Consider the following 25,106-nt stretch of genomic DNA (forward strand, 5'->3'; position numbering starts at 1 on the left):
TTATGAAAATAAATGCATTGATAATCAGTATATTTTTAGTCGTTATATTTTTGTGCAAAGGATGCAAAGAATATTTAGACTTTAAAGGAGATAATACAACAGTTGTAGCAAATAATCTTGATCACTTGCAGGCATTATTAAATGATGCTGTGAGAATGAATCAACAAGTAACTCCTTCAATGACCGAGAATTGGGCAGATGATTATTTTCAGTTGCCTTCTCGTTATGAATTACAAGACTTAGCAAGACAAAAAGTATATATATGGGAACTTAGTCAGTACAATCATCCTAATGATTGGTCGGCGTCATATCAACCTATATATAATGCTAATTATTGTCTAGAAATGCTTCAAAAATTAAATAGAGAAACTGAAGATAAAGTTAAGTTTGATCAAATTATGGGGGCTGCTATGTTTTTTAGAGCATACTATTTCCAGCAATTACTTTGGACATTTGGAGCAACCTATGATGAATCTACTGCAGCTATTGATAAAGGTATTGTATTGAAAGAAGATACAGACTTTAATATACCAAGTAGCATATCTTCAGTACAAATGTCTTATGATAAAATAATAATTGATGTCGAGCTCTCATTACAGCTATTACCTGAATTGCCAAGTCTACCTACATTACCATCAAAAGCATCTGCTCATGCGTTATTAGCAAGAACTTATTTATCAATGAGAAAGTATTCTGAAGCATTATATCATGCAAATGAAGCGTTGAAATTGAAAGATGACCTAATGGATTATAATCTTCAATCGGATGGAGTATTTCAAGGTAGAAATCCATCCTTTAACAAATATAATAAAGAAACAATCTTCTACACGGAAATGAATCAACATCAAGGAGCACTCTATCTTAATGCAAGAGGCGGTAGGGTTGATACATTATTATATAATCAATATTTACCAGGCGACTTGCGATTAAATTGCTTTTTTTTACCCGCAGATGGATATTATGCATTCAAAGGAAGTTATGCTGAAAGTAGAATGTTTACTGGCCTTGCCACAGATGAACTCTTTTTAATCAGAGCGGAATGCAAAGCTCGTGCTAATGACTTGAGTGGTGCTATGATCGATTTAAACCATTTATTAAAAAATCGTTTTACAAATAATAATACTTTTGTCCCAATACAAGTGTCGAATTTACAGAATGCTTTAGACATAATATTATTGGAACGCCGTAAACAGTTGCTTTTTAGAGGCTTGAGGTTAATGGATATTAAGCGATTGAATAAGGAAGGTTATAATATTTCATTAAAAAGAAAAATTAATGGTGTTGAGTATGTTTTAGATCCTAATGATCCCAAGTTTGTTATTCCATTGCCATCTGATTTACATAATTTTATTAATTAATTATAGTGAATTAAAGATTTAAACGGATAGAGAATGGGGATATGGCTAAAATATGTTACTAAAATTGTGATAAAATTTTATTGATTAGTCAATATATAAGAAAGCTAAAATAATATAAAATATGGATCATTAAATTATGAAGTAAGATTTGTCATGAAACAGCTTTTATTGGAAAAGAAGACAGATCAAATTCATGATAAACTCAGGAATATCATATAAATAAAAAGCCGTATCAAAAGTTAATAAATTTTGATACGGCTTCTTCTCTTAGTATTCCCTCAATTATTTTGGGAAATAAAATATTAAGGTATAGAACGATTTATTGGATTAGTATATCCATCTGTGGATGAAGATGGAGATGTTACGCTATGTACATTTGGAGATTCCTCTTGAACATTTATTGAAACTTTACTGGGATCAATTTCCAATCCTAATCCACCGGTAGTATTAGCCATTAGTACTGAAATTGTACAAGCTGCATCATCTCCGGGTGTGAGACAGCCTTCATCTACTTTTAACCAATTTTCAGTATTTTTCACATTTGCCTCAGAATATGGATTTGTAGCAGGAGGCGAGTATTGAAAAAATACTGATGATTGAATGTTTTTAGTTGAAAAATTAATTTGATTAAAAGACATTAATGTCAAGCTTGTTGCTGCTATAACCAAGGCTAGCAATGCTAGTGAATTGTTTTTTAAATTTTTCATAGTTTTAAAATTTAAGACAGCTTTATTACTGTTTTTCGTTTATTATTTGATTATCTAAGGACTGAAATTTAATTAGTCCTTTATTTCTTATGCTACCTTATAAACATCTAGTTTTTGTTCGATGTCAAGAGTTTAAATAATTGGATAGTCTGAAAAGCTCTTTGGCTGGCTCTGCCCATTGCCTTGTTTACCTAGAATCAAGGGTCAGCTGAATATCTATTTTTGATATGTTTTAAGTGAAAGATTGATTTTTGTTGAAAGCAAATATTTATAACCTATGATCTTGCTATTTACTATGTATCCTATTACACTTATTGATAAGAAGAGAATGTTAAACCAGAAATGTTGAATCCAACTCAATCCAGATATAACAGAGCCACAACCACATGGCAATTTTTCCCAGGTTCCAAGAAGTGCCAACGCTACATATGAAGTAAAAACAAACATCAAAACGCTAGAAAGAGCAAATCCCCATTTACGATATTTCTTGAATACGAGTAAAGCTACTGTAGCAAATTCTAATACGGGAAGTGAGTATATGGCTATAAAAGCTAAATTTTTATTGAAAGGTTGGTTTAGAATACCAGTGCTGAAACTATTAAAATTTACTATTTTATCTAAAGCTACGGGTATCCATAAAAGCAGCAATAGAACTATTATGGGATAATAAATGTGTTTTAACGTATTCATAGGTAATATTTTAGTAATTGGAGAAGGACTGTTTTCCTTTTGTAATTACTAAATTACTACGTGTTTGAAATGAAATTTTATGCTAGAGTACATGACTAATTAAAAAAAAATCCATATTTTATATCAACAAATTAAAACCCTTGGCCTTGATAATATTTCTCTAAAGCAAAATAATACTGCTTTGAATTAGTATATCCGAGTAAAGAGCATAGCTGCTGAATAGTCAACTGATTTTTTACTTCCGGGAAATGATGATATAAAAATGATAGCCTGTCTACATATTTGATTTTATGTAAATGAATAAAGTGACTGCACATTGCAATATTTCTTTCTTTAAGTATATGATATATTAAGCTAAATTCTGGGAAACTCCTAATTGCATGCTGAACATTTATTCTGTTAATAATAAATCCTTCACTGTCTTTAAGGAATTCTATATTCTCACGAGATCCTTTATTACTATAAATATGTTTACTGCCTACAAAATAATTAAATGGAGTAATTACTTTAGTTAATGCAAGATCATATTTATGATTCATGATGCTGCATCCAGCTAGGCCGTCTAATAATAAGCAACTTAGATTGTTTGTGTCCTGTTGTAAAATAAAAATACTTCCTTTACGGTATTTTTTTATTCGGCCGTGAATATATAAATAATCAATTGCTTGTTCACTTAATTTGGTATACCTAGAGATGAATGCTATTACCCGATTCATATATTTTCTGCTTATTGATTGTTTAGATGTTAGATGCTTTGTTTATTATCTTTGGAGTTCAAGATGAATGTTATCAAAAATATGCGTTCGATAATCTTCAGCAAATCTTATACATTCCGAAATCTCATATTTCGGTTCAATTTCAAGTATATTTAAAATTTTATTTAACCGCTCTTCTATGTTTCCGGTAATAAAAACAGGTTCTATCCTAATGGCTTTATACGCTTTGAGTAATCGCTTTTCAGATGTAGTCCTAAATATTTCGGAGGTAGGTCTATGTCCATCAGCTACAAAAGGAAACTCCACAGGTAAATGAAAAAACATATCGTAATTTTTTTGAGTATAGACTTTAGCCATAGTTTCGAAGCCGTTTAGTAACTTTTTAAAATCTTTATACGATCTGTAATGAAAAAGTTTCTTAAAAAACATTTTATAAGGATACTCATCAGGATATGCTCCTGTGACTAAGCGTGTACTACCATAAAGCCATTCCTGTAATGGACAGCCGTCAGAAATAAAGCTATTTCCTAATTCAGATTCTTTTCGAATTCTATCTTCGAATCGTTTCATTCCTAAGCATATTAGCTCAGTATAGCTACAATCTTTTAAAGTTTTTCCTGGAAATAAATTTGGTAGGATTTCACGCATAGTAAGTGCATGGGTAGATGAAATCCCGCTAGCTTTTTCTAGAGCAAGGCTTAGTGTAGTTTTACCAGTACAATAAGTTCCACTTATAACAATTCTATTCATATTTGTTTTCTTTATGTGCAACTTCAAAATATCCTGTGTAACTACCTACAATGCCCTTTAAGCTTATAAGGTGCCAATTTTTACCATTCAAGAATACTTCGCGATTATTCTCAAATAGTAAATGAGCTTTAATGTTAGTTTTTAATGTGGGTCTTGTTTGGACTAGTTGCATTTTACGCAACCATATATTCGGACATCTTATTCTATCACTATTTTTCAATTGATAAAGTAACGCTTGCATAAGTTGTCCAAATACTCTAGTGGCATCTGTCGCAAGTAGACTATTTCTAGCGCTACCTATACCGTGAAAAATATTTTCTTCAAAATGATTCGTATAGGTGAATTCTGTTTGGATAGTTTTAGCATCAATATCTATTTCAAGGGGTGAGAAATTTAATTCTGTGGATTTGTAACCTATGGTATGTAATTGTTCTAAATCAAAAGGAATGAATTGATCTAAAGGAAGGGTTTTATACATTAAATATCCGCGATGATCAATTTCTACTTTAATAAGAGCATGGTTTTCAAAGCGTATCTCCAAAAGTGAGATGTATCCTTGCAAACTGTTGTTGTATGGGGTTGTACTTAAGAGTTTGCACGAAAAGTTGTGGGTACCCTCATCCATAGTACGGAAAATATGTAAGGTATACTTTGTAATGAAAGCACGATCAGTATCCGCTATATTTACGCGGCATATTCTATTTATTATGTAAGTAGAAATACGTGAGGTGAATGCTATAAGTTCAATGCTTCCAATATGTGGCTCGTCGCCTCTTGGTCTTTCTGGACCATTATAATTGACCTTTATTTGTCCTTTTATTTCCCTTGTATATAACTCTAAGTTTTTTAGATCTATATTAAAAGAGCGGAATCCACTTCCGAAATATCTATTTTCTGGGGCACCCAAGATTTGCTCTATTGGTATTTTGATTATGGATAACATAATTTTTTTGATTTGTTATAGCGAAGTTATCTTAGAAAGTTAAAAACTAAAATCCCTTTATATTATATGTATTCTGTTGTTTTTAAGCATTTTGTGTAAAAGTTTTATAGCTTATTTATTTATATTTATAAAGTATGTAATTATGTTATATAGTCATTAAATGTCATGTAATGTAATTATAAGTATTTGCCTATTATTTCATTTTTACGTAAGATGATAAATTGTTTGAGGCTTCTTAAACATTTTAAAGGTAAGATGAGGGAAATTAAAAAAATTTAAAATGTAGTAATTTCGTTTTATATAACCAACTTAACAAATAATTAACCTATGAAAAGTCAGAAAGAGTTATTTGATCTAATCGCAGAAAGATTTAAAACAAAAAAGGAAATGAAAAGTAAATTGGCTGATTTACTATTCAGGAGTAATGCTGCTGCTAGTAAATGGAATTCGGAAACAACTTTAATCGATTATGATAAGTTGAAGAAAATAGTTAAGTATTTTAATCTTAGACCAGATGAATTATTTCATGATAATCCAGAATACGTGTATGTAAGATACCATCCTCTCGATATGCTTGATCTTGAAAAATACCGTAATTATATACTTGGTTTAGATAAATTACTATTCAATGCTTCACAAATTGTAGGGTCTAAAATATTATTTCAAGCAGATGATATCCCTATATTTCACTTTATGCCCTACACCTCTCTTACTTATTTTAAACTTTATGTTTACGCATATGATATGAGTAAAATAGAATGTACATATGAAGAATATGTTAAGTGCTTGGAAGAATACAATCTTGAGCCAATATTTCAATCTATTGCATCAAACTATGAAAATATTGAAAGTACCGAGATATGGGATCATGGAGTTGTGGATAATTTATTATCACAAATTGAACATTTTGAAGAACTGGAAAAGTTCACTAGTGCTGATATTAAAAATAAATTGCTTGATGATTTACTTGACCTTATTACAAATTTTAAAGAATTGGCATCAAATGGTGAAAAGGCATCCGGTAAGCGGTTTGACTTTTTTGTAAAACCTTCTCCATTAGGAAGAAGTTTCATGATAATACAGGATGATGAATTAAGAAGTGTATCGCTAAAAATGGATATCATTAATAGTATAACAATGGTCTCTAGTAGAGTGTTAATGGATAATTACCATATTTTTAAATCCTCGCGGGATAAATCTATGGCATTAGGTATCGGCTCAGAAAAAGATAGGTTGAAATATTTTAAAAATCTTACCGATAAAATATTAAAACTTAGGAACCGCACACAGGATAATAATTAGTCGGCTAAGGTAAATGGTTGATCTTGAGTGAGATTCCATATGTAAGTATATGGTCGTTACACATCTACAATTTGATGATGAGATTTATTTTGCATCCGCAAAAATATATGTGAGAATAATAGTTTGTTAACCGATTTATTTAAATTATGCGGGTTTCTAAAGGTAGTACACTTTCAGGCGTGCTTTGTGATATTGAAGAATTGTTTTGTTCTGATTCCAATCGGAATAAGGAATTTGATAAAAATGATTATAAAGATTTTTTAGATTCTTTTCAGATGGAGATTAGCGGAATTAAGTCTTATTTGGTCGAATTGATTAATTCTTCAGTTACATTGGTACGATCAAATCTCTTGCAAATGTTGTTATTAAGCAATAGGGTATATTGGGCTCTACTTCTTAAATCAAAAAATAAAAACTTTCCCTTAGACCCACAATTAAGACATTCTTACATTAAAATCCTTAATATTATAGAAGAGATTATAGATTACTGTGTGCCTTTCTGTAAAGAAATTGTTCATTTTTTGCCTATTACAGATTTCAAGCTTTCTTCTTTGAAAGTAAATTACAATAATAGTTTGAAAGAATTGAAAACTAAATTTGAAATTTCGGAAATGGAATATGAAATATCTAATATTGTTGTTTATGAACTTAGAACATTAATAACACGTAAAGGCATAACAAATATCGAGTATTCTTATGCAACAGAACTAATTGCATCCATCTTAAAAACTGAAATTATAGATTCCTATAATATTGACAATATACTAATCCAAAATGGCTTTAATAGCAGCTTATTTTACGATTATTTTCTGAAAAAACATAATTCGATTCTCGTACAAAATTCTAGCTTGCATCAGCATTTAGACTTTTTTATAAGTGTGGAAGAAGAATTAAATACTATAAGAAATCAAAATTGTGTAAGTCTTTTTCCTAAACAAAAATCAATTTTAGAACTCCTTAAAACATTTTATAAAGATAAAAGGGAAACAGTTATTCAACGCTTAGAAGTCAGAAGAGCTGAAGTTTTGGATGATAAACTTTGGAACGATAGTGAAAAATTACAAATTAATTTGCCAGTAGCACAACTAGGTCTTTTAATCAGATTGTTCATAAAACATAGAATATTACCGGAAGAAAATGTTAGGAGGACTTTTGGGTTCTTCGCCAGACATTTTAGAACTCCAAACGTAACTTTTATTTCTACAGAGAGTTTGCAGAAAAAATCCACTACTGTAGAATTTGCAACAGCTAAAAAAATTAAGGGACGTTTAATTGAGATGATGAATAGTGTTAATAAGGATTTCCATGTGTCTAATCATTCAGAGTAATTCTAATAATATTTAGATGGAAAATTAAGATTATTTAAGTGATTCAATATGTTGGATAAAAGTAAGACCCGAGCTTATATACTCAGGTCTTGCTTTTTATTTATTAGTTATGAAATCCCTCATTACATTTAAACTTTCATCTAAGATGAAGTCGAATTCAACTTTAGGTTGGGGCTGCCCCTCTTTCCAAAGCGGCATATTATTTAATTCTAAAAGTTTATTAAGACGATTTCTGTTTTTAGCTTTATTCTCGTCTCTTTCTTTCTTCAGTTTAGCCTCATTCAAACTAATAGTAGAAGTTGTTGACATCGCTTTGGTGAATTCATCGATGTCTTCTAACAGAAATTTATATTCTGCAGAAGTTTTCATCCTTGCCTCATGTTTAGACGCTAACTGATTTTTGATTGCCGTTAAATCATTAATTTTTGAAAAGTTCGTAGAACGAATTTGATCCCATGGTAAGGCTGCTGGTTCTGAACTCTCTCCGTATTTTTCTGATGTAAATTGAGTTGGAAATGTGATATCAGGTTCTACTCCTTTATGTTGTGTACTACTACCATTTATTCTGTAGAATTTTGCGACAGTCACATTTATTTGCCCAAACTCAGGTGCGCCATTTGGAGTGTCCGCATCTTTAGTTTCACCTGCTGCTTTTAATTTTAATTTATTTACCGAGCTAATAAATCTAGACATATCCACCGCAGATTGAACTGTACCTTTACCAAATGAACTTGAGCCTAAAATAACACCGCGACCATAATCCTGTATAGCACCAGCGAAGATTTCTGAAGCTGAGGCTGAATAGCGATTGATTATCACGCCAAATGGTCCTTTCCAAGCAACATTACTGTCTTCATCTTGGTGTACTTCTATCTGTCCACGTGTGTCTTTAACTTGCACAACAGGTCCTTTTTCGATAAACAAGCCTGTTAGTTCAATTGATTCTTGCAAGGAACCACCACCATTATTTCTCAAATCTAAAACTACAGCATCAACTTTCTCTTGGTTTAATGTATCTAATAAAAGACGAACATCGCGAGTTGTACTCTTATAATTTGGATCACGTTTGCGATACGCCTCAAAATCGATATAGAATTTTGGTAAGGTAATAACTCCAATACGGTAGTTCTTACCGTCCTCGCCTTTAACAGTTTTTATCGTTTTCTTTGCAGACTCTTCTTCGATTACGATTTTCTCTCTTGTTAACTTTACTATGGTTGGTTGCGCTGAAATATCTGCACCAGCAGGAAGGATTTTTAGTCTTACTACAGTTCCTTTTGGACCTTTAATTTTTGCTACAGCGGCATCCAAACGCCAACCAATAATGTCTTCAAATTCACCATTGCCCTGTGCTACACCAACGATACGGTCATCCATTTTTAAAGTTTTATCTCTGAAAGCAGGTCCACCAGCAATAATCTCCTTGATTGTTACCATATCATTTTCCATTTGCAGTCTTGCACCAATACCTTCTAAGGTATTGGACATGTCCTCATTGAAGCGTTGGGCAAAAGATGGGTTATAATAGGTCGTATGTGGATCTATAGCATTTGTATACGCAGACATTACTAATTGGAATGCATCATTCGAATTCGTTTGCTTAGCCTGAGAAATTAGATTGTTATAACGCTTTTTAAGCGTTTCTTTATGTTTCGCTGATTCATCCTTTCCTTCGGCAGATGTGAGTTTTAAATTTAATAGATCAAATTTAACACGTTTGCGCCACTGATCTTTTAATTCTGCATCTGATTTAAACCAATTAAGTTTATCTCTGAAGTTCACATAGTTTTCCTCCTTATTGAAATCATGTGCAACATCTATTTGCGTCAAGGCATATTGTAGAACTTCTAGCGCTCGCTGATTATAGGTGTTAAACACATGAAAAGCACTTGATAAATCTCCTTTTTTAAAGTCTTGACTTATTGTATTGCGATACTGTTGAAATTCGTCGATTTCAGATTGTAGGAAATAATTTTTTCCCTCATCCAAGGATTTTACAAGATTATCAAAGACTATATTTGATATTGAATCGCTTGCAGCTACTTTTTTATAACTGTAATTTTCCAAAATCCCTACTACTTCTTTAGCAATAACCTCATGTTGTAAAGAAGGTTTAAGGCTTAAATCTCCTTCTTCAATGATTACTCTAGGTTTTGAGCCACATGCAACTACTGAAATAAAAGCTAAACAAACTAAAAAATTTTTAAACATATATATTGTATTGTGAAATAACATTTTTGAATTGACTTCTTCTCTGGTTTTAATAGAATCTAAAATTAGGCAAAAAATAAATCAATATTACATCCTTGGACTTCAAAAAGTGGGATAGTTTATTGTATTGATGTAATTTTTTTGCTAAACAAGCTTTTTCTTAGCGACCAATATTGATCGAGGAAGTTTTTTGCAGATTCGTAATCCTTTAGATGAACATGTGAACGTCCTAATTGTTCCGCTATAGCAAGCTGCAAAAAGTTGTCTTCTTCTCCTTTCACAAGATTCCAAGCTTCTTCTAGTTCATTTTGGGCAACTTTGTAATTAGATTGTATCATTTTTGAAGAACCAAGCATGTATTCTATTGTCGCCAATTTTTCACTAAAATCTTTTTCTTTAGCTAAATCCCTAGCTTGCAGTAGGAACCACTGCGCTTCTGTATGCTTATTTTGTGCACGGTATATATCTGCTAGAATGATCCATGCATCAACTTTTCCTGCATAGTATTTAGACTTGTTGAATAATGGAATAGCTTTACGAATTATGGTGTTTTCTGCAGTGTGATATTCTTTTTTATAAGCTTGTATCCAAGCTATTTTTGCGGTAGATACGGCTTGATCTGCTATATTTTTAGTCTTTAAAGCATTTTCCAGATGTAAACTTTCAAGATGGAGTGCTTCATCAAATTTATTAGTTAACAAATAAGTAGATGCCAAATTAGATTGAATCGTAGCAATATCTTGTGGGTTGTTTGCAGATTGAGCGTGTGAAAGGGCAGTGTTTAATGCCTCCAAGGCTTTATATATTTTGCCTTCTAGCAAATAGTCATTTGCTATTATATTATATAATCCATATACAACAGCATGGTTCTTTTGCTCTATAAATTTCTGAAGCAGTTTTGTTTGATCCGATTCAGAAATTTTATCTTGAATTATATTATGTACAAATTGATTATTAGATGTTCTTTTAAAAGTTGATATCAGTCTTTCTTTGTGGTAACCTAAATGGATAGAGTCCTGAAAAGTTTGTATTTCTTTATAGGTATCAATCATTTCATCCTTTAAAGTTCTAGGCAAAGGTAATATATATACTTTAGGGCCTATTCCATTGAATTTAGTGTCGTATTTGTTGACGAATCCGTAAGGATCTAACGTGTCTTGTGCAAGTGACTGGCTGTAAACAAGATTAATTGTAGATAAAATTGAAAAAAGCACTGTCGTAATTATTCTCATTCTCAATATAAGCGTTTTATCAAATGTAGTAAAAGTAGATAACTTTTTTGCCAAATCATTTTATGTAACTTTGTAAAGTATTTCATAATATAGCATAATGTCGACACGAATACCTCTGGCTGAAAGATTAAGACCGCATAGTATAAAAGATTATGTGGGTCAGCGTCATTTATTGGGGGAGGAAGCTGTATTATTTAACGCAATATCTCGCAAGAATGTTCCTTCAATGATTCTTTGGGGACCTCCAGGTGTGGGAAAGACTAGTTTGGCTTTTTTGATTGCTAAAGAACTGGATAGACCTTTTTTTAGTTTGAGTGCTATTAAGGCAGGGGTCAAGGAAGTTCGCGAAATAATAGATAAGGCTGAACAGCTTCAGAATTTCAATCAAGAACAACCAATTCTATTTATTGATGAGATACATCGATTCTCGAAAAGTCAACAAGATTCACTGTTGGGTGCGGTAGAGAGAGGATTAGTGACATTAATAGGAGCTACTACAGAAAATCCTTCTTTTGAAGTTATTTCTGCATTATTAAGTCGTTGCCAAGTGTATGTGTTAGAGTCTTTGGATAAGAATGATTTAATAGGTTTAGTGCATAAAGCAATTAAAGAAGATGATTTTCTAAAAACCGACAATATCGTCATTAAAGAATATGATGCTTTGTTACGTATTTCAGGAGGTGATGCACGTAAATTGTTAAATGTACTTGAGCTTGTTATCAATGCTGCTGTGCCTTACAATATCGCTATTACCAATGATTTTGTATTGAAACAAGTGCAGCAAAATATGGTGCGATATGATAAGACTGGAGAGCAACATTATGATATTATTTCCGCTTTTATCAAGTCTATACGTGGTTCAGATCCCAATGCTGCTGTTTATTGGTTGGCAAGGATGATTGAGGGTGGAGAAGATCCTTCATTTATTGCTAGAAGATTACTTATTTTAGCTTCAGAAGATATTGGAAACGCTAATCCAAATGCGTTATTGCTGGCTAATAACTGCTTTCAAGCAGTAAATGTAATAGGATGGCCTGAGTCTAGAATTATTTTGTCGCAAACAGTAACTTATTTGGCTTCATCTGCTAAAAGTAATGCTTCCTATGAAGCTATAAATAAAGCACAAGCCTTAGTCAAGCAGACAGGTGATTTATCTGTTCCTCTGCATTTGCGAAATGCTCCAACCAAACTCATGAAAGAATTAGATTATGGTACGGAATACAAATATGCTCATGCCTATACAGGAAATTTTGTAGAACAAGAGTTTATGCCTGAAGGAATACAAGGAACGAAATTGTATTCGCCAGGAAAGAATAGTTCTGAGGACAAACTTAGGAGTTCGCTGAAAGAAAAATGGAAGAACAAATATGGATATTAGATGTTACTTAACATGCAAAAAGCTAAATTCGTGTCTAATATGAGGAACTTATTATTTAATTATAACATTTAAATTTGCATAATGCAAACATTTACATCCATAGATTTTGAATTAGCTACCTCAGAATATAATAGTGTTTGTGCTGTTGGGTTGGTTAGCGTAGTGGATGGAAAAATTGTAAACGAGTATTATAGCCTCGTGCAACCTCCTGAAAACAAATATATGTGGCAGACCACACGAGTACATGGTATTAAAGCAAAAGATACTATTAATGCACCTACGTTTTTAGATATTTTCCCTGAAATATTACCATTAGTGTATGGACAAATTATGGTTGCCCATAATGAAGAGCTAGATAGAAAAGTGTTGCGACGATGCATGCAATATTATGGCCTGGTTTACGAAGATTTGGGATTACAAGAAAAATGGGAGTGTACCAGTGTCATTTATAAACAATTAGGATTTGTAAAGACAAAATTAAGTGTTGTATGTGATATTATGGGTATAGAACTAAACCCCCACGATGCATTATCCGATGCGCGTGCAAGTGCAGAATTGTATTTGTCCAAGGGTAATGCAAAGGATAAATTAGTACAATTTCAATTAGTAAATCAATAAAACTATTTCGTAATAAATCTAAAAATGGAAGAAAGAAGAAAACCTAAAGATTACAATCCTGGACCTAGAGTTGGAATTACATTTTCAACTTTTGATTTGCTGCATGCTGGTCATATTATGATGTTGGCTGAAGCAAAAAGACAATGTGATTATTTAATTTGTGGGTTACAAATGGATCCAACGCTAGATCGTCCTGAGAAAAATGCTCCGACTCAGACTGTTGTTGAGCGATATATCCAATTACGTGGCTGTCATTATGTTGATGAAATTGTTCCATATTCAACTGAGCAGGATCTAGAGGATATTTTAAGGTCATTCAAGCTAGATGTACGTATTGTTGGGGATGAATATAAAGATCGTGATTTTACAGGAAGAAAGTATTGTGAAGAAAAAGGTATAGAGTTATATTTCAATAGCCGTGACCATAGATTTTCTAGTTCTGGCTTAAGAAAGATAGTGGCTCAGAAAGAGGCGGAGAAGAATGAAAATCGTTAGGCGTAGACCTAGCGATTTTTTTTGTTAAAATGTGCTTTAATAGTATTTTAACTCAATTTTTAGAGTATAGAGTTGTTAAAATACAATATATCATTGTATATTTGTAAAAACATCTACACAACATGTATATCTATCTATTAATTGCCGGAATAGCAGCTTTAATTGTTGCAGTAATTTTTTATGTTAATTTTAAAAAAAGAAAGGTTTTCGACCAGTTCATAGATTTAAATGTTTCCATACGTTTTACAGATAATACTTTACAAAAAGCCAAAAATCGTTACGGTCTTGTAATGTTTCATATCCGTGAAGTAAAAAAAGAAGCACGCGCGCTTACAATTGACCATCTAAAGCTCCATACCAATAAACTTCAACTTCGCTCGCACAATCAGATTTCCACAAAATTGCCGCTATCACCCCAAGGGGTTGATTTGTCTGTAGGTTTCAAAAAGTCCAGAAATGTAAGTGAAAAAGAATTTAAAAACTTTTGTATAACAATTTCAGGTTATTTAATTGAAGATAAAAATAAGAAAGTTGCATTTAAGAAGAAGTTAAGAGTTAACTACGAGCCTTCATAGCACATATAACTGTAGGGTTAATATTAATATTATTAATCGTTAAAATATTTACTGTATTTTTGCTAGAAGTATTCATAATGATTGCTCATGTACGAGTATATTATTTGATTTTGATTTAGACTTTTCGTCCCAATAGACTGTTATTTAATTCGTGGTAATTTTGGAATTGTGCTTAATTAAGTTAGTTATGCTACAAAAAACTAAAATTTCTCCTTACTATTTTTGGTAAGATATTTTAAAAGTCAGAGATTTAGGACAAATTTAATTTACAGTAAAATATAGAAAATGAGTATAATTCACGTTTTATTGACTGGAGGTGTAGGTAGTCGCTTATGGCCTTTGTCTCGCAAACAATCTCCTAAACAATATCTTGATTTATTTAAGGGAAAATCATTGTTTGAAATGACAGTTCAGCGCAATCAAACGATCGCAAATAAAGTTGTTATTGTTGGGAATAAAGATAATACCCATTTAAGCCATAAAGCTATGGTGAATTGTGGGCTACCTTATCTCAATATTGTTGAAGCTACTCCCCGTAATACTGCAGCGGCAATTGCTTTTGCTGCATTAGCGCTAGAACCAGAAGATATTCTAATAGTAACGCCTTCAGATCATATGATTGCGGGTGAGAAGGAATATGAAGATGCCATCCATGCGGGTATAGAGAAAGCAAAAGAAGGTTATATTGTAACATTTGGTATATTGCCTACTCGTCCAGAAACAGGTTATGGATATATAGAATATGATAATGATTTAGTTAAATCTTTTCGTGAGAAACCAAATTTGGATACAGCGGAAGATTTTATTGAGCGAGGTAATTTTCTATGGAATTCTGGTATGTTTTGTTTTCAAGCGTCAGTTTTTTTGGAAGAATTAAAAACTTACGAGCCAAAGGTTTACGAAAATGCGAAAAAAGCATGGGAGTCATCTAAAGATGGTATACTTGATGAAGGACTCTCATTAGATATACCTTCTATCTCAGTTGATTATGCTGTTATGGAGAGGTCTAAGAAAATAAGAGTTGTTTCAACATCTTTCGAATGGTCTGATCTAGGCTCATTTGAAGCACTTTATGATTATTTTGTTGCAAGTGGTTATCCTAAAGATGACAATGGTAATATAGTAATTGGAACCGAGATTTTTACAGGATTTGTTGGGTTAAAGAATACGATTTTTGTATATACCAAAGATGCATTCTTAATTGTACAAAAAGAAAAGTCGCAGGATGTAAAGAAGATTTACAATATGTTAGATAAACACCAATCAAAACTTCTTGATTAATAAAACATGGATAAAACATCTAAGATATACATAGCTGGCCACCACGGAATGGTCGGTTCTGCAATATGGCGCCAGTTAGAGAAGCAAGGGTATCGAAACTTAGTAGGAAAAACTAGTAAGGAATTAGATTTACGAGATCAGCAAGCAGTAAAATCATTTTTTGAAGAGGAAAAGCCCAGGGTGGTTATCGATGCTGCAGCACGGGTTGGGGGGATATTAGCTAACAGCACATATCCATATCAATTTTTGATGGATAATCTTCAAATTCAAAACAATTTAATAGATTCTTCATTAGCTTTTGGTACACAAAAATTTATATTTTTAGGTTCATCTTGTATTTATCCAAAACTTGCACCACAACCGCTTAAAGAAGAATACTTATTAACAGGAAGTCTAGAGCCTACAAATGATGCGTATGCACTGGCAAAAATAGCAGGTGTGAAAACTTGTGAAGCTATCAGGAAGCAATTCAATAAGGATTATGTAAGCCTAATGCCAACAAATCTTTATGGTATACATGACAATTTTGATTTACAAACTTCTCATGTTTTACCAGCGATGATTCGCAAGTTTCATGATGCAAAATTAAATGGACATTCAACAGTTGAACTATGGGGTTCAGGAACTCCATTACGCGAATTTTTGTATGTGGAGGACATGGCAGCTTCAGTAATATTTGCTTTGCAAAATGAATTGCCAGAACACTTGTACAACGTGGGAACGGGGTCAGATCTTTCTATCAAAGAATTGGCGGAGATAATACAGAAAATTGTAGGACATAAAGGCGAAGTGATTTGGGATGCTACAAAACCAGATGGAACACCACGCAAGCTAATGGACGTATCAAAAATGCATGAGCTTGGCTGGAAGCATCAAGTCGACCTTGAGGAAGGTATAGCGAGAACCTATGCCTGGTTTTTAGAAAATCAAGCTTATTTTAAAGAAGTTAAAATCTAAATTGAAAATGAAAACAGCACTAATCACTGGTATAACCGGACAAGATGGTTCATATCTAGCCGAACTTCTTTTGGAAAAAGGATATATGGTACATGGTATTAAGCGTCGTGCATCCTCATTTAATACCCAACGTATCGATCATTTATATATGGACCTCCATGAAGAGAATGTAAGATTTAAGTTGCATTATGGAGATCTAACTGACTCAACCAATATAATACGTATTATACAAGAAGTACAACCCGATGAAATTTACAATTTGGGAGCAATGTCACATGTTAAGGTTTCTTTTGACTCACCAGAATATGTTGGAAATGTAGATGGATTAGGGACACTTCGTATTCTTGAAGCAGTACGTATACTTGGTTTAGAGAAGAAAACTCGAATCTATCAAGCCTCCACTTCCGAGTTGTATGGGGGAATGGCATCTAATAAAAATGAAAAGGGGTTTTATGATGAGAACTCTGCTTTTTATCCAAGGTCGCCCTATGGAGTAGCTAAAATTTATGGTTTTTGGATTACTAAAAATTATCGTGAGGCTTATAATTTGTATGCTTGTAATGGGATCTTATTCAACCATGAATCTCCACGGAGAGGTGAGACGTTCGTGACACGTAAGATCACTATGGCTACTGCAGCTATTGCATTAGGTAAACAAGATTGTTTGTATTTAGGTAACCTAAACGCATTGCGCGATTGGGGACATGCAAAGGATTATGTGGAAGCAATGTGGCGCATATTACAACAAGAAGAAGCAGAAGATTATGTAATTGCTACAGGGGTCACCACATCAGTGAGGGATTTTGTTAGACATGCATTTGAAGAGGTAGGGGTTGAGTTGTCTTTTGAAGGAGAACAAGAAAATGAAGTGGCTCGTGTAGTAAGCTGCGCAAATCCAGCTTTTCAGCTTGAGATCGGGAAGATAGTGGTAAAAGTTGATCCAGCGTACTATAGGCCTACAGAAGTTGATTTGCTTATTGGTGACCCAACAAAATCAAAAACTAAGTTGGGATGGGAACCAAAATATGATTTACAGGCATTAGTCAAAGAGATGGTTGAAAATGATGTTAAATTGCTGCAATCACGATAATACGAAGTCAAGTATATAACTATTAAATTATCATTTGAAGGGAAGCCAATAATTAGGCTTCCTTCTGTTTTATTAAAAATAATTAGATGCTTATTGAGAGCAAAAAATGAAATTGGATTGGAGGTTTTTGAAAAAATGTTGTTTTGGTTAACCCATGTTAGCTTAACGGTCATATTCTTATACTCACAAAAAAAATGTAATAAAAATTTTGTTTTCAGAAGAACTATGTTTTACTTTGTGTAGAGAGTAATTAACACTAAATATTATAACTCAATCTCTTCATCTACCTAGTATGAATTAATATTTGAAGAAATGCTTGATTAACCAAGGTTCTTTCGGATTATAAGCCATACTATTTTTATTTAATAATAAAATTATGAATATGCAAAGATTTATTCTTTCACTAGCATTAATTGGATTTATTGCTAATGCCTATGGACAAGTGAATAACACTAAGACCCAGACAATTGTTAATGAAAGCAAGGATAGGTATAAGGTTGTCACAAATTATTATTTTGATAACTGGTTTTTAGGAATTAGTGGAGGAGCTCAAATGTTAATCGGTGATCATGACAAGCAAATGCAATTCAAGGATCGTCTTACTCCAGCTGTTAATGCGTATCTAGGTAAATGGTTTACACCAGGTATAGGTGTAAGAGTAGGGTATAATGGATATAAACTTAAGGGATTGACACACAATAACTGGAGTTCAGCATTAACACATTCTACTGGAGAAATTTATCAAGACGTTAAGAATAGCAGTGATTTAGGGTTATTAGAGGTTCAAAAGTTTGATTTTAACCATATAAATGGAGATGTACTCTTTAATTTAACGAATATTTTAAGTGGTTATAGAGAAGGTCGATTTTATAACATTTCACCATATGTTGGTTTGGGATGGGCTTGGGTAACAAGTGGAGAACCAAAATCTAGTGAACCTTCCATTAATTTGGGTGTTTATAATTCATTCCGTTTAAGTAATGCATTTAATCTTACACTAGACTTCAGAGGATCTTTGGTAAAAGATGATTTTGATGGCGAATTAGGTGGTAGAAAAGAAGAAGGAATAGTGTCAGGTACTTTCGGGATTGTATATAATATACGAAACAAAGCTTGGAATAAGGAACGCGAAATACAAGTTATATCTTATGACGAGACAGAGTTAAATGCTTTACGTGAGCGAGTTAATCAGTTGGCTAATAATAATGAAGCTCTTAAAAAACAGCTAGAAGAGGCCGCTAGTTCGACCATTACAGATGTTAAAATTGAGCGTAATGTTCTTTTAGCACCAATTTTAATTACTTTCCCAATTAATAAAAGTACAGTTAGTAATGAAGCACGAGTTAATTTAGGATTTTTTGCCAAAGCTATTAAAGAAGGTAAATCTAATGTTGTATATAATATATCTGGGTATGCAGATAAAGGTACAGGAACTCCTGCAATTAATGAGCGATTAAGTAGAGAGCGTGCAGAAGCAATCTATAATGTTTTGGTAAGGGAATTTGGCGTGCCTGCTAATCAGCTTACAATTAGTAATTACGGAGGTGTTGATAATATGTATTATGATGATCCTCGACTAAGTCGTGCCGTAATTGTATTAGGAAATTAACAAACACTAATTTTTTTATAAAGGAGCCTATAAACTATGTTTATAGGTTTTTTTATGTTTAAAAAGTCAGAATAATTTTTTATGCATAAATAAAAGTACTCTTTCCAACTCAGTTGTTACCTCATAAATAGATAAAATATATTTTAATATAAGATCTATTTGAGAACTTTCGTTACTCAATTTGCTGTTGGCAAATATTGAGCTCAATTATTACATTCAAAACAAAATTAAAGTTGCTAATAAAGTTCTTTTTGTTAATAAAAATCGAGGTTCTTTGAATGAGAAATAAAAGATATTAGTGAATCTACCAATTTTATCCGAATAGAGCTAAATCAATTAATTTTTGCAGGTCTTATATTCCGCGAATAGAGGCCTAAAAATTTATTTATACTCAAATTCTCAGCATTCATTATTTGAGCCTTTGCAGTTTTATAATACGTAAACATCTGGATTTCGCTGAAAAGTTAGAAATGTTTATGAAAAAGCATTATTTGGTGAATTTGCAAATGCGTGTGATTGGGAGTTAAATAATAATTTTAGGAGATTCGTATGATTAATAGTATTTATTGAATTTTGCTACTTTAGTAGAAGTATTTGTTCATTAGTGGGGCTTCATTTATTTTGATGCTAGTGAAATATTTAAAGAAAAAATTGTAATATTTGAAAATAATGCCCACCATATAAAACTATAATGGAACTTAATAAAATTCAAAAGCATCAGGACTATAATCCTGGACCACGTGTAGGAATTACTTTTTCGACATTTGATTTACTACATGCAGGTCATATAATGATGCTAGCCGAAGCGAAAAGACAATGTGATTATCTTATAGTTGGTTTACAGTTGGATCCTACATTATATCGTCCTGAAAAATATACGCCTACACAAACAGTTGTAGAGCGTTACATTCAATTAAGGGGTTGTCATTACGTTGACGAAATTGTTCCGTATTCTACCGAACAAGATTTAGAAGATATATTAAGATCATTTAAAATTGATGTTAGAATAGTAGGTAATGAATATGCAAAACGCGATTTTACAGGTCGTGCTTATTGCGAGCAGAAGGGTATTGAATTGTATTTTAATGGTCGTGATCACCGTTTTTCTAGTTCAGGTTTTAGAAGGACTGTTGCAGAAAAGGAAGGTTTTGAAAAATAATGCAAAAGTGGAAGTGGTAGAAATAAAATATTTTTAATGAAAAAAATTGCGGTAATAGGTCAAGGGTATGTTGGGCTTCCATTAGCTCTTGAATTTTCGAAACATCATTCAGTAATAGGATTTGATGTAAATGAAGTTCGTGTTCGAGAATTAAATAGTGGAATTGATCGTACTAATGAGGTTGATTCAAAAGAGTTGTTTAATGTTATCGCTTTAGCAAAAGAGACAAATTTTAATAAGGGATATAGGGTATCATGTGAAGTCGAAGAAATTTACGAAGCTGATATTTACATAGTAACTGTTCCTACCCCCATAGATCGATTTAATGCTCCTGATCTAACATTTTTGTTTCAAGCCTCAGCTATGATTGGAAAAGTTTTAACTCCTGGAAATATTGTGATTTACGAGTCAACAGTATATCCTGGATGTACTGAAGAAGACTGTGTCCCAGTTTTGGAAAAAAATTCTGGATTAAAGCTCAATATAGACTTTTTTGTGGGATACTCTCCAGAGAGGATTGTTCCGGGGGACAAAATAAATACATTAACCACTATTAAAAAAGTAACTTCAGGGTCAACACCAGAAGTAGCTGAAGAAATAGATCAACTGTATAAGAATATCATTACGGCCGGGACTTTTAAGGCAGCAAGCATAAAAGTAGCTGAAGCATCTAAAGCTATTGAAAATGCTCAACGAGATGTTAATATATCTTTTGTTAATGAGCTAGCTTTAATTTTTGATCGTATAGGAATTGATACACATGATGTTCTAGATGCCGCTGCAACTAAATTCAATTTCCTTAAATATAAACCAGGTCTTGTTGGTGGGCATTGTATCTCAGTAGATCCTTATTATCTGGCGCATAAAGCAGTTCAATTAGGATATCATCCAAATGTTATTCTTTCTGGTAGACGTGTAAACGATTCTGTTGCAGAGTTTGTGGCGTCCAAAGTTGTTAAATTAATGATTGCTAAAGATATTCATATAAAAAGCGCAAATACTCTTATATTAGGAGTGACTTTTAAAGAAAATTGTCCCGATATTCGAAATTCGAAGGTTATAGATGTATTTTGGCAATTAAAAGAGTATGGTCTTAATGTGGAAATTTTTGATCCATGTGTTGAGGCAGAATTTGTTAATCAGGAACATAATGTAACTTGTTTAAGCGTATTACCGACAGATAAAAAATATAATGCTATAATCATAGCTGTAGCGCATGATGAATTCTTAGCATTAGATATATCATCTTTAAAACAGGAAAAGTCGGTTGTTTTTGATTTAAAGGGGGGGATTGATAGGCAATATGTTGATGCTAGATTATAAAATTTTATGAGGTTTATTTGTTTTTAATAAAAGAGTATGAGTAAAAAGATAATTATTACTGGTGGTGCTGGTTTTATAGGTTCCCATGTAGTACGTGAATTTGTAACGAAATATCCAGAATACCAAATAATTAATTTGGATGCGTTGACATATGCGGGTAATCTTGAAAATTTGAAGGATATTGAAAATAGCGCGAACTATACCTTTATAAAAGCTGATATTACCGATGCTACTCATATATTAAATATTTTTAAAGAACATCAGCCTGATGGGGTTATTCATTTAGCTGCGGAGTCTCATGTAGATCGCTCTATTACTAATCCTACAGCATTTGTGATGACTAATGTTATCGGTACCGTAAATTTGTTGAATGCAGCAAAGGAAATTTGGAAGGATAATTTTGATGGCAAGCGTTTTCATCATGTTTCTACGGATGAGGTGTACGGGACATTGGGTGAGACAGGATTATTTACAGAAGATACTTCTTACGATCCACACTCTCCATACTCCGCATCAAAAGCTTCTTCAGATCATTTCGTAAGAGCTTATCACGACACCTACGGGCTTCCAATTGTACTGACAAACTGTTCTAACAATTATGGTCCAAATCATTTTCCTGAAAAATTAATACCTCTTTGTATTCATAATATTCTAAATAATAAACCTTTGCCAATTTATGGCGATGGAAAGTTTACAAGAGACTGGCTCTTTGTTATAGATCACGCAAAAGCTATTGATTTGGTATTTCACAAGGGTAAGAATGGTGATAGCTATAATGTTGGAGGCTTTAACGAATGGCAGAATATTGATTTGGTAAATGAATTGTGTAAGCAAGTTGACGAGAAATTAGGTCGTCCTGAGGGCACTGCAGCGCAGCTAATTACTTTTGTCAAAGATAGGCCTGGGCATGATTTACGTTATGCTATTGATGCGACCAAGATTAATCAAGAACTGGGTTATGAACCTTCAGTAACATTTGAACAAGGATTATCAAAAACTATTGATTGGTTTTTAGACAATCAAGAATGGTTGAACAACGTCACGTCAGGCGATTATCAGAAATACTACGAGACACAATACAGCAAGTAATTAGGGAGGATGAAAGTATTAGAAACGAAGTTAAAAGGCTGTTTTATTTTAGAGCCAACAGTATTTGAGGATAGTAGAGGATATTTTTTTGAAGCTTTTAGTAAAAGAAAATTTGAGGAGTTAACCGGCGCTAGTTCAAATTTTGTGCAAGATAATCAGTCGAAATCTAGCTATGGCGTGGTGCGTGGATTACATCAGCAAGTCGGAGAATACGCTCAAGCTAAACTCGTTCGAGTTTTGGAAGGCAAAGTGTTGGATGTTGCAGTAGATGTGCGTATTGATTCTCCAACATATGGAGAACACTTGACCATAGAATTATCGGCGGAAAATAATAGACAATTATATATTCCACGTGGATTTTTGCATGGTTTCGCGGTTCTTTCCGAAACAGCTACTTTCTTTTATAAATGTGATAACGTTTACAATAAAGAATCCGAAGATGGTGTCCATCCATTAGATGATACATTAGCTGTTGATTGGCAAATTCCTTTGGATCTAATTATTTTATCAGAAAAGGATAGGGAAGCACGACCATTTTAACCCGATAATGATGAAAAAAATTCTTATAACAGGTGGAGGAGGTCAATTAGGATCTGAATTAAAAGATCTATATCGGGGCAGACAAGACGTAAAAGCAGTTTTCGTTGATCGCGAAGAATTGGCACTTGAAGATATTGATGGTATTATCGAGGGATTGCGTATTTACAGTCCAAATATAATAATTCATGGCGGAGCATATACTGCTGTAGATAGAGCAGAAACAGAAGCAGAACTCGCTGATACGGTGAATCACTTAGCTTCAGGTGAGATTGCTAAATATTGTAGTCAATACGGGGCAAAGCTTATAGCTATTTCAACGGATTACGTTTTTGATGGCAATTCTTCAATTCCACTCAAGGAATCAGCGGAGGTTAATCCTATAAATGTCTATGGTGCTACTAAGCTAAAAGGGGAGCAAGCAATTCAAGCCAATCTGCTAGATGCCATTATTATTCGTACGGCTTGGGTTTATTCTGCTTATGGACATAATTTCGTAAAAACGATGATTCGATTAATGAATGAGCGTGATGAAATTTCTGTGATAGCAGATCAAATTGGTTCACCAACTTATGCACTAGATTTGGCTAAAGCAATTGTGGATATTATTGATGGGAAAAAGTGGGAATCGGGACTTTATCATTTTAGCAACGAAGGGGAGACTTCATGGTTTGATTTTGCAGTAGCAATCAAAGAAATAAAGGGTTTGGATTGCGTAATAAATGCAATTCCAACATCTGCATATCCTACTCCAGCTAAACGTCCAAAATATTCCCTTTTAAATAAAACTAAAATAAAAGAAACTTTCAATCTTCAAGTACCATATTGGAAAGATAGTTTAATTAAGATGCTTGCTAAAATCCAATTATAAATTAAGCTTAATATGAAAGGAATTATTCTTGCCGGAGGATCCGGAACCCGTTTACATCCCTTGACACTGGCTTTGTCAAAGCAGTTAATGCCAGTGTACGATAAACCTATGATTTATTACCCATTATCAACATTAATGTTGGCGGGTATTAATGAAATATTAATAATTTCAACTCCACAAGATTTACCAAATTTTGAAAAGTTATTAGGTGACGGTTCAAAATTAGGGTGTAAATTTTCTTATATAGAGCAACCTTCACCGGATGGCCTTGCACAGGCATTTATTTTGGGTGAAGAATTTATTGGAGATGATAAGGTAGCTCTAATTTTAGGAGACAATATATTCTATGGTTCTGGAATGTCTCAATTATTACAGTCATGCGCTGATCCTGATGGTGGAGTGGTGTTTGCCTATCCAGTGAATGATCCTGAGAGATACGGTGTGGTAGAATTTGACGCTAACAAGAAAGTGGTTTCTATTGAAGAAAAGCCAAATAATCCAAAGTCAAATTATGCGGTGCCAGGTCTCTATTTCTATGATAATGATGTCGTTCAAATTGCTAAAAATATAAAACCTTCACATCGAGGTGAGTTAGAAATCACCGATGTCAATAAAGAATATCTTAACCGTAGTAAATTAAAAGTAGGTGTGTTTGACCGTGGTACGGCTTGGTTAGACACCGGTACTATTCAATCTTTGATGCAGGCGGGACAATTTGTTCAAGTCATTGAAGAGCGTCAAGGTCTGAAAATTGGGGCAATAGAGGAAGTTGCATATCGTATGGGATATATTACGAAAGATGAACTAAATAAAATAGCTGAACCTCTTCGTAAATCTGGATATGGAGAATACTTGCTCAATATCTCAAAATAAAATTTAATATACCC

24 protein-coding genes are annotated in these 25,106 nt (G+C 33.0%); 17 read left to right on the plus strand and 7 right to left on the minus strand.

The window, feature by feature from the left end:
• Nucleotides 1–2 precede the first annotated feature (2 nt).
• Nucleotides 3–1,358 (plus strand): RagB/SusD family nutrient uptake outer membrane protein, encoded by a 1,356-nt coding sequence (locus tag GOQ17_RS03340; protein ID WP_159634749.1) that lies wholly within the window; start codon nt 3–5, stop codon nt 1,356–1,358.
• Between the two features lie 302 nt (nt 1,359–1,660).
• On the opposite strand, the gene GOQ17_RS03345 is transcribed toward GOQ17_RS03340, so the two are convergent.
• The 5 genes from GOQ17_RS03345 to GOQ17_RS03365 form a co-directional block, all read right to left on the minus strand.
• Nucleotides 1,661–1,996 carry a hypothetical protein gene (locus tag GOQ17_RS03345; protein ID WP_236537035.1) on the minus strand — a complete coding sequence of 112 codons (336 nt, stop codon included), beginning with the start codon at nt 1,994–1,996 and terminating at the stop codon, nt 1,661–1,663.
• A 285-nt stretch (nt 1,997–2,281) separates the two neighbouring features.
• Nucleotides 2,282–2,755, minus strand: coding sequence for a MauE/DoxX family redox-associated membrane protein (locus GOQ17_RS03350; RefSeq protein ID WP_201288493.1), 474 nt, complete (start codon nt 2,753–2,755; stop codon nt 2,282–2,284).
• A 131-nt stretch (nt 2,756–2,886) separates the two neighbouring features.
• The gene (locus GOQ17_RS03355) at nt 2,887–3,471 is read right to left on the minus strand and encodes a cyclic nucleotide-binding domain-containing protein (RefSeq protein ID WP_159634755.1); all 585 of its coding nucleotides are present in this window, start codon (nt 3,469–3,471) and stop codon (nt 2,887–2,889) included.
• 45 nt (nt 3,472–3,516) lie between these two features.
• Nucleotides 3,517–4,221, minus strand: a complete 705-nt coding sequence (locus GOQ17_RS03360) for an ATP/GTP-binding protein (RefSeq protein WP_159634758.1) — start codon at nt 4,219–4,221, stop codon at nt 3,517–3,519.
• The gene (locus GOQ17_RS03365) at nt 4,214–5,164 is read right to left on the minus strand and encodes an AvrD family protein (RefSeq protein ID WP_159634761.1); all 951 of its coding nucleotides are present in this window, start codon (nt 5,162–5,164) and stop codon (nt 4,214–4,216) included. The genes GOQ17_RS03360 and GOQ17_RS03365 overlap by 8 nt, the downstream gene beginning before the upstream one ends.
• Nucleotides 5,165–5,491: 327 nt before the next feature.
• On the opposite strand from GOQ17_RS03365, the gene GOQ17_RS03370 reads away from it, so the two are divergent.
• Together GOQ17_RS03370 and GOQ17_RS03375 are read left to right on the plus strand one after the other, a co-directional pair.
• Nucleotides 5,492–6,466 (plus strand): hypothetical protein, encoded by a 975-nt coding sequence (locus GOQ17_RS03370; RefSeq protein WP_159634764.1) that lies wholly within the window; start codon nt 5,492–5,494, stop codon nt 6,464–6,466.
• A 146-nt stretch (nt 6,467–6,612) separates the two neighbouring features.
• Nucleotides 6,613–7,794, plus strand: coding sequence for a hypothetical protein (locus tag GOQ17_RS03375; protein ID WP_159634767.1), 1,182 nt, complete (start codon nt 6,613–6,615; stop codon nt 7,792–7,794).
• A 96-nt stretch (nt 7,795–7,890) separates the two neighbouring features.
• On the opposite strand, the gene GOQ17_RS03380 is transcribed toward GOQ17_RS03375, so the two are convergent.
• Together GOQ17_RS03380 and GOQ17_RS03385 are read right to left on the minus strand one after the other, a co-directional pair.
• On the minus strand, nt 7,891–10,005 hold the full coding sequence (locus tag GOQ17_RS03380; protein ID WP_236537036.1) for a carboxy terminal-processing peptidase: 2,115 nt from the start codon (nt 10,003–10,005) through the stop codon (nt 7,891–7,893).
• A gap of 119 nt (nt 10,006–10,124) precedes the next feature.
• Nucleotides 10,125–11,291, minus strand: a complete 1,167-nt coding sequence (locus GOQ17_RS03385) for a tetratricopeptide repeat protein (RefSeq protein WP_159634773.1) — start codon at nt 11,289–11,291, stop codon at nt 10,125–10,127.
• Nucleotides 11,292–11,334: 43 nt separating this feature from the next.
• Here GOQ17_RS03385 and GOQ17_RS03390 point away from each other — a divergent pair, with 43 nt between their 5' ends.
• The 14 genes from GOQ17_RS03390 (at nt 11,335) to rfbA (ending at nt 25,092) form a co-directional block, all read left to right on the plus strand.
• Nucleotides 11,335–12,615 (plus strand): replication-associated recombination protein A, encoded by a 1,281-nt coding sequence (locus GOQ17_RS03390; RefSeq protein ID WP_159634776.1) that lies wholly within the window; start codon nt 11,335–11,337, stop codon nt 12,613–12,615.
• A gap of 81 nt (nt 12,616–12,696) precedes the next feature.
• Complete coding sequence (locus GOQ17_RS03395) at nt 12,697–13,233, plus strand: 3'-5' exonuclease (protein ID WP_159634779.1); 537 nt, start codon at nt 12,697–12,699, stop codon at nt 13,231–13,233.
• 24 nt (nt 13,234–13,257) lie between these two features.
• Nucleotides 13,258–13,728, plus strand: a complete 471-nt coding sequence (locus GOQ17_RS03400; RefSeq protein WP_159634782.1) for an adenylyltransferase/cytidyltransferase family protein — start codon at nt 13,258–13,260, stop codon at nt 13,726–13,728.
• A 122-nt stretch (nt 13,729–13,850) separates the two neighbouring features.
• Complete coding sequence (locus GOQ17_RS03405) at nt 13,851–14,303, plus strand: hypothetical protein (RefSeq protein ID WP_159634785.1); 453 nt, start codon at nt 13,851–13,853, stop codon at nt 14,301–14,303.
• Nucleotides 14,304–14,588: 285 nt separating this feature from the next.
• Nucleotides 14,589–15,584, plus strand: a complete 996-nt coding sequence (locus GOQ17_RS03410; protein WP_159634788.1) for a mannose-1-phosphate guanylyltransferase — start codon at nt 14,589–14,591, stop codon at nt 15,582–15,584.
• 6 nt (nt 15,585–15,590) lie between these two features.
• Nucleotides 15,591–16,541, plus strand: a complete 951-nt coding sequence (locus GOQ17_RS03415; protein WP_159634791.1) for a GDP-L-fucose synthase family protein — start codon at nt 15,591–15,593, stop codon at nt 16,539–16,541.
• Nucleotides 16,542–16,548: 7 nt separating this feature from the next.
• Complete coding sequence (gene gmd / locus GOQ17_RS03420; RefSeq protein ID WP_159634793.1) at nt 16,549–17,631, plus strand: GDP-mannose 4,6-dehydratase; 1,083 nt, start codon at nt 16,549–16,551, stop codon at nt 17,629–17,631.
• A gap of 382 nt (nt 17,632–18,013) precedes the next feature.
• Nucleotides 18,014–19,240: an OmpA family protein gene (locus GOQ17_RS03425; RefSeq protein WP_159634796.1), complete on the plus strand. Its 1,227-nt coding sequence runs from the start codon at nt 18,014–18,016 to the stop codon at nt 19,238–19,240.
• Nucleotides 19,241–19,931: 691 nt separating this feature from the next.
• Nucleotides 19,932–20,399, plus strand: a complete 468-nt coding sequence (locus GOQ17_RS03430) for an adenylyltransferase/cytidyltransferase family protein (RefSeq protein ID WP_159634799.1) — start codon at nt 19,932–19,934, stop codon at nt 20,397–20,399.
• A 36-nt stretch (nt 20,400–20,435) separates the two neighbouring features.
• Entirely contained in the window at nt 20,436–21,722 is a 1,287-nt protein-coding gene (locus GOQ17_RS03435) for a nucleotide sugar dehydrogenase (protein WP_159634802.1), read from the plus strand.
• Between the two features lie 36 nt (nt 21,723–21,758).
• Nucleotides 21,759–22,811, plus strand: a complete 1,053-nt coding sequence (rfbB, locus tag GOQ17_RS03440; protein WP_159634805.1) for a dTDP-glucose 4,6-dehydratase — start codon at nt 21,759–21,761, stop codon at nt 22,809–22,811.
• Nucleotides 22,812–22,820: 9 nt separating this feature from the next.
• On the plus strand, nt 22,821–23,351 hold the full coding sequence (gene rfbC, locus GOQ17_RS03445; RefSeq protein WP_159634808.1) for a dTDP-4-dehydrorhamnose 3,5-epimerase: 531 nt from the start codon (nt 22,821–22,823) through the stop codon (nt 23,349–23,351).
• A 10-nt stretch (nt 23,352–23,361) separates the two neighbouring features.
• A complete protein-coding gene (rfbD, locus tag GOQ17_RS03450) occupies nt 23,362–24,219 on the plus strand; it encodes a dTDP-4-dehydrorhamnose reductase (protein ID WP_159635065.1) in 858 nt (285 codons plus the stop codon).
• A gap of 12 nt (nt 24,220–24,231) precedes the next feature.
• On the plus strand, nt 24,232–25,092 hold the full coding sequence (rfbA, locus tag GOQ17_RS03455; RefSeq protein WP_159634811.1) for a glucose-1-phosphate thymidylyltransferase RfbA: 861 nt from the start codon (nt 24,232–24,234) through the stop codon (nt 25,090–25,092).
• The last annotated feature ends 14 nt before the right edge of the window (nt 25,093–25,106 follow it).

Source organism: Sphingobacterium composti (assembly GCF_009829075.1).
GTDB lineage: Bacteria > Bacteroidota > Bacteroidia > Sphingobacteriales > Sphingobacteriaceae > Sphingobacterium > Sphingobacterium composti.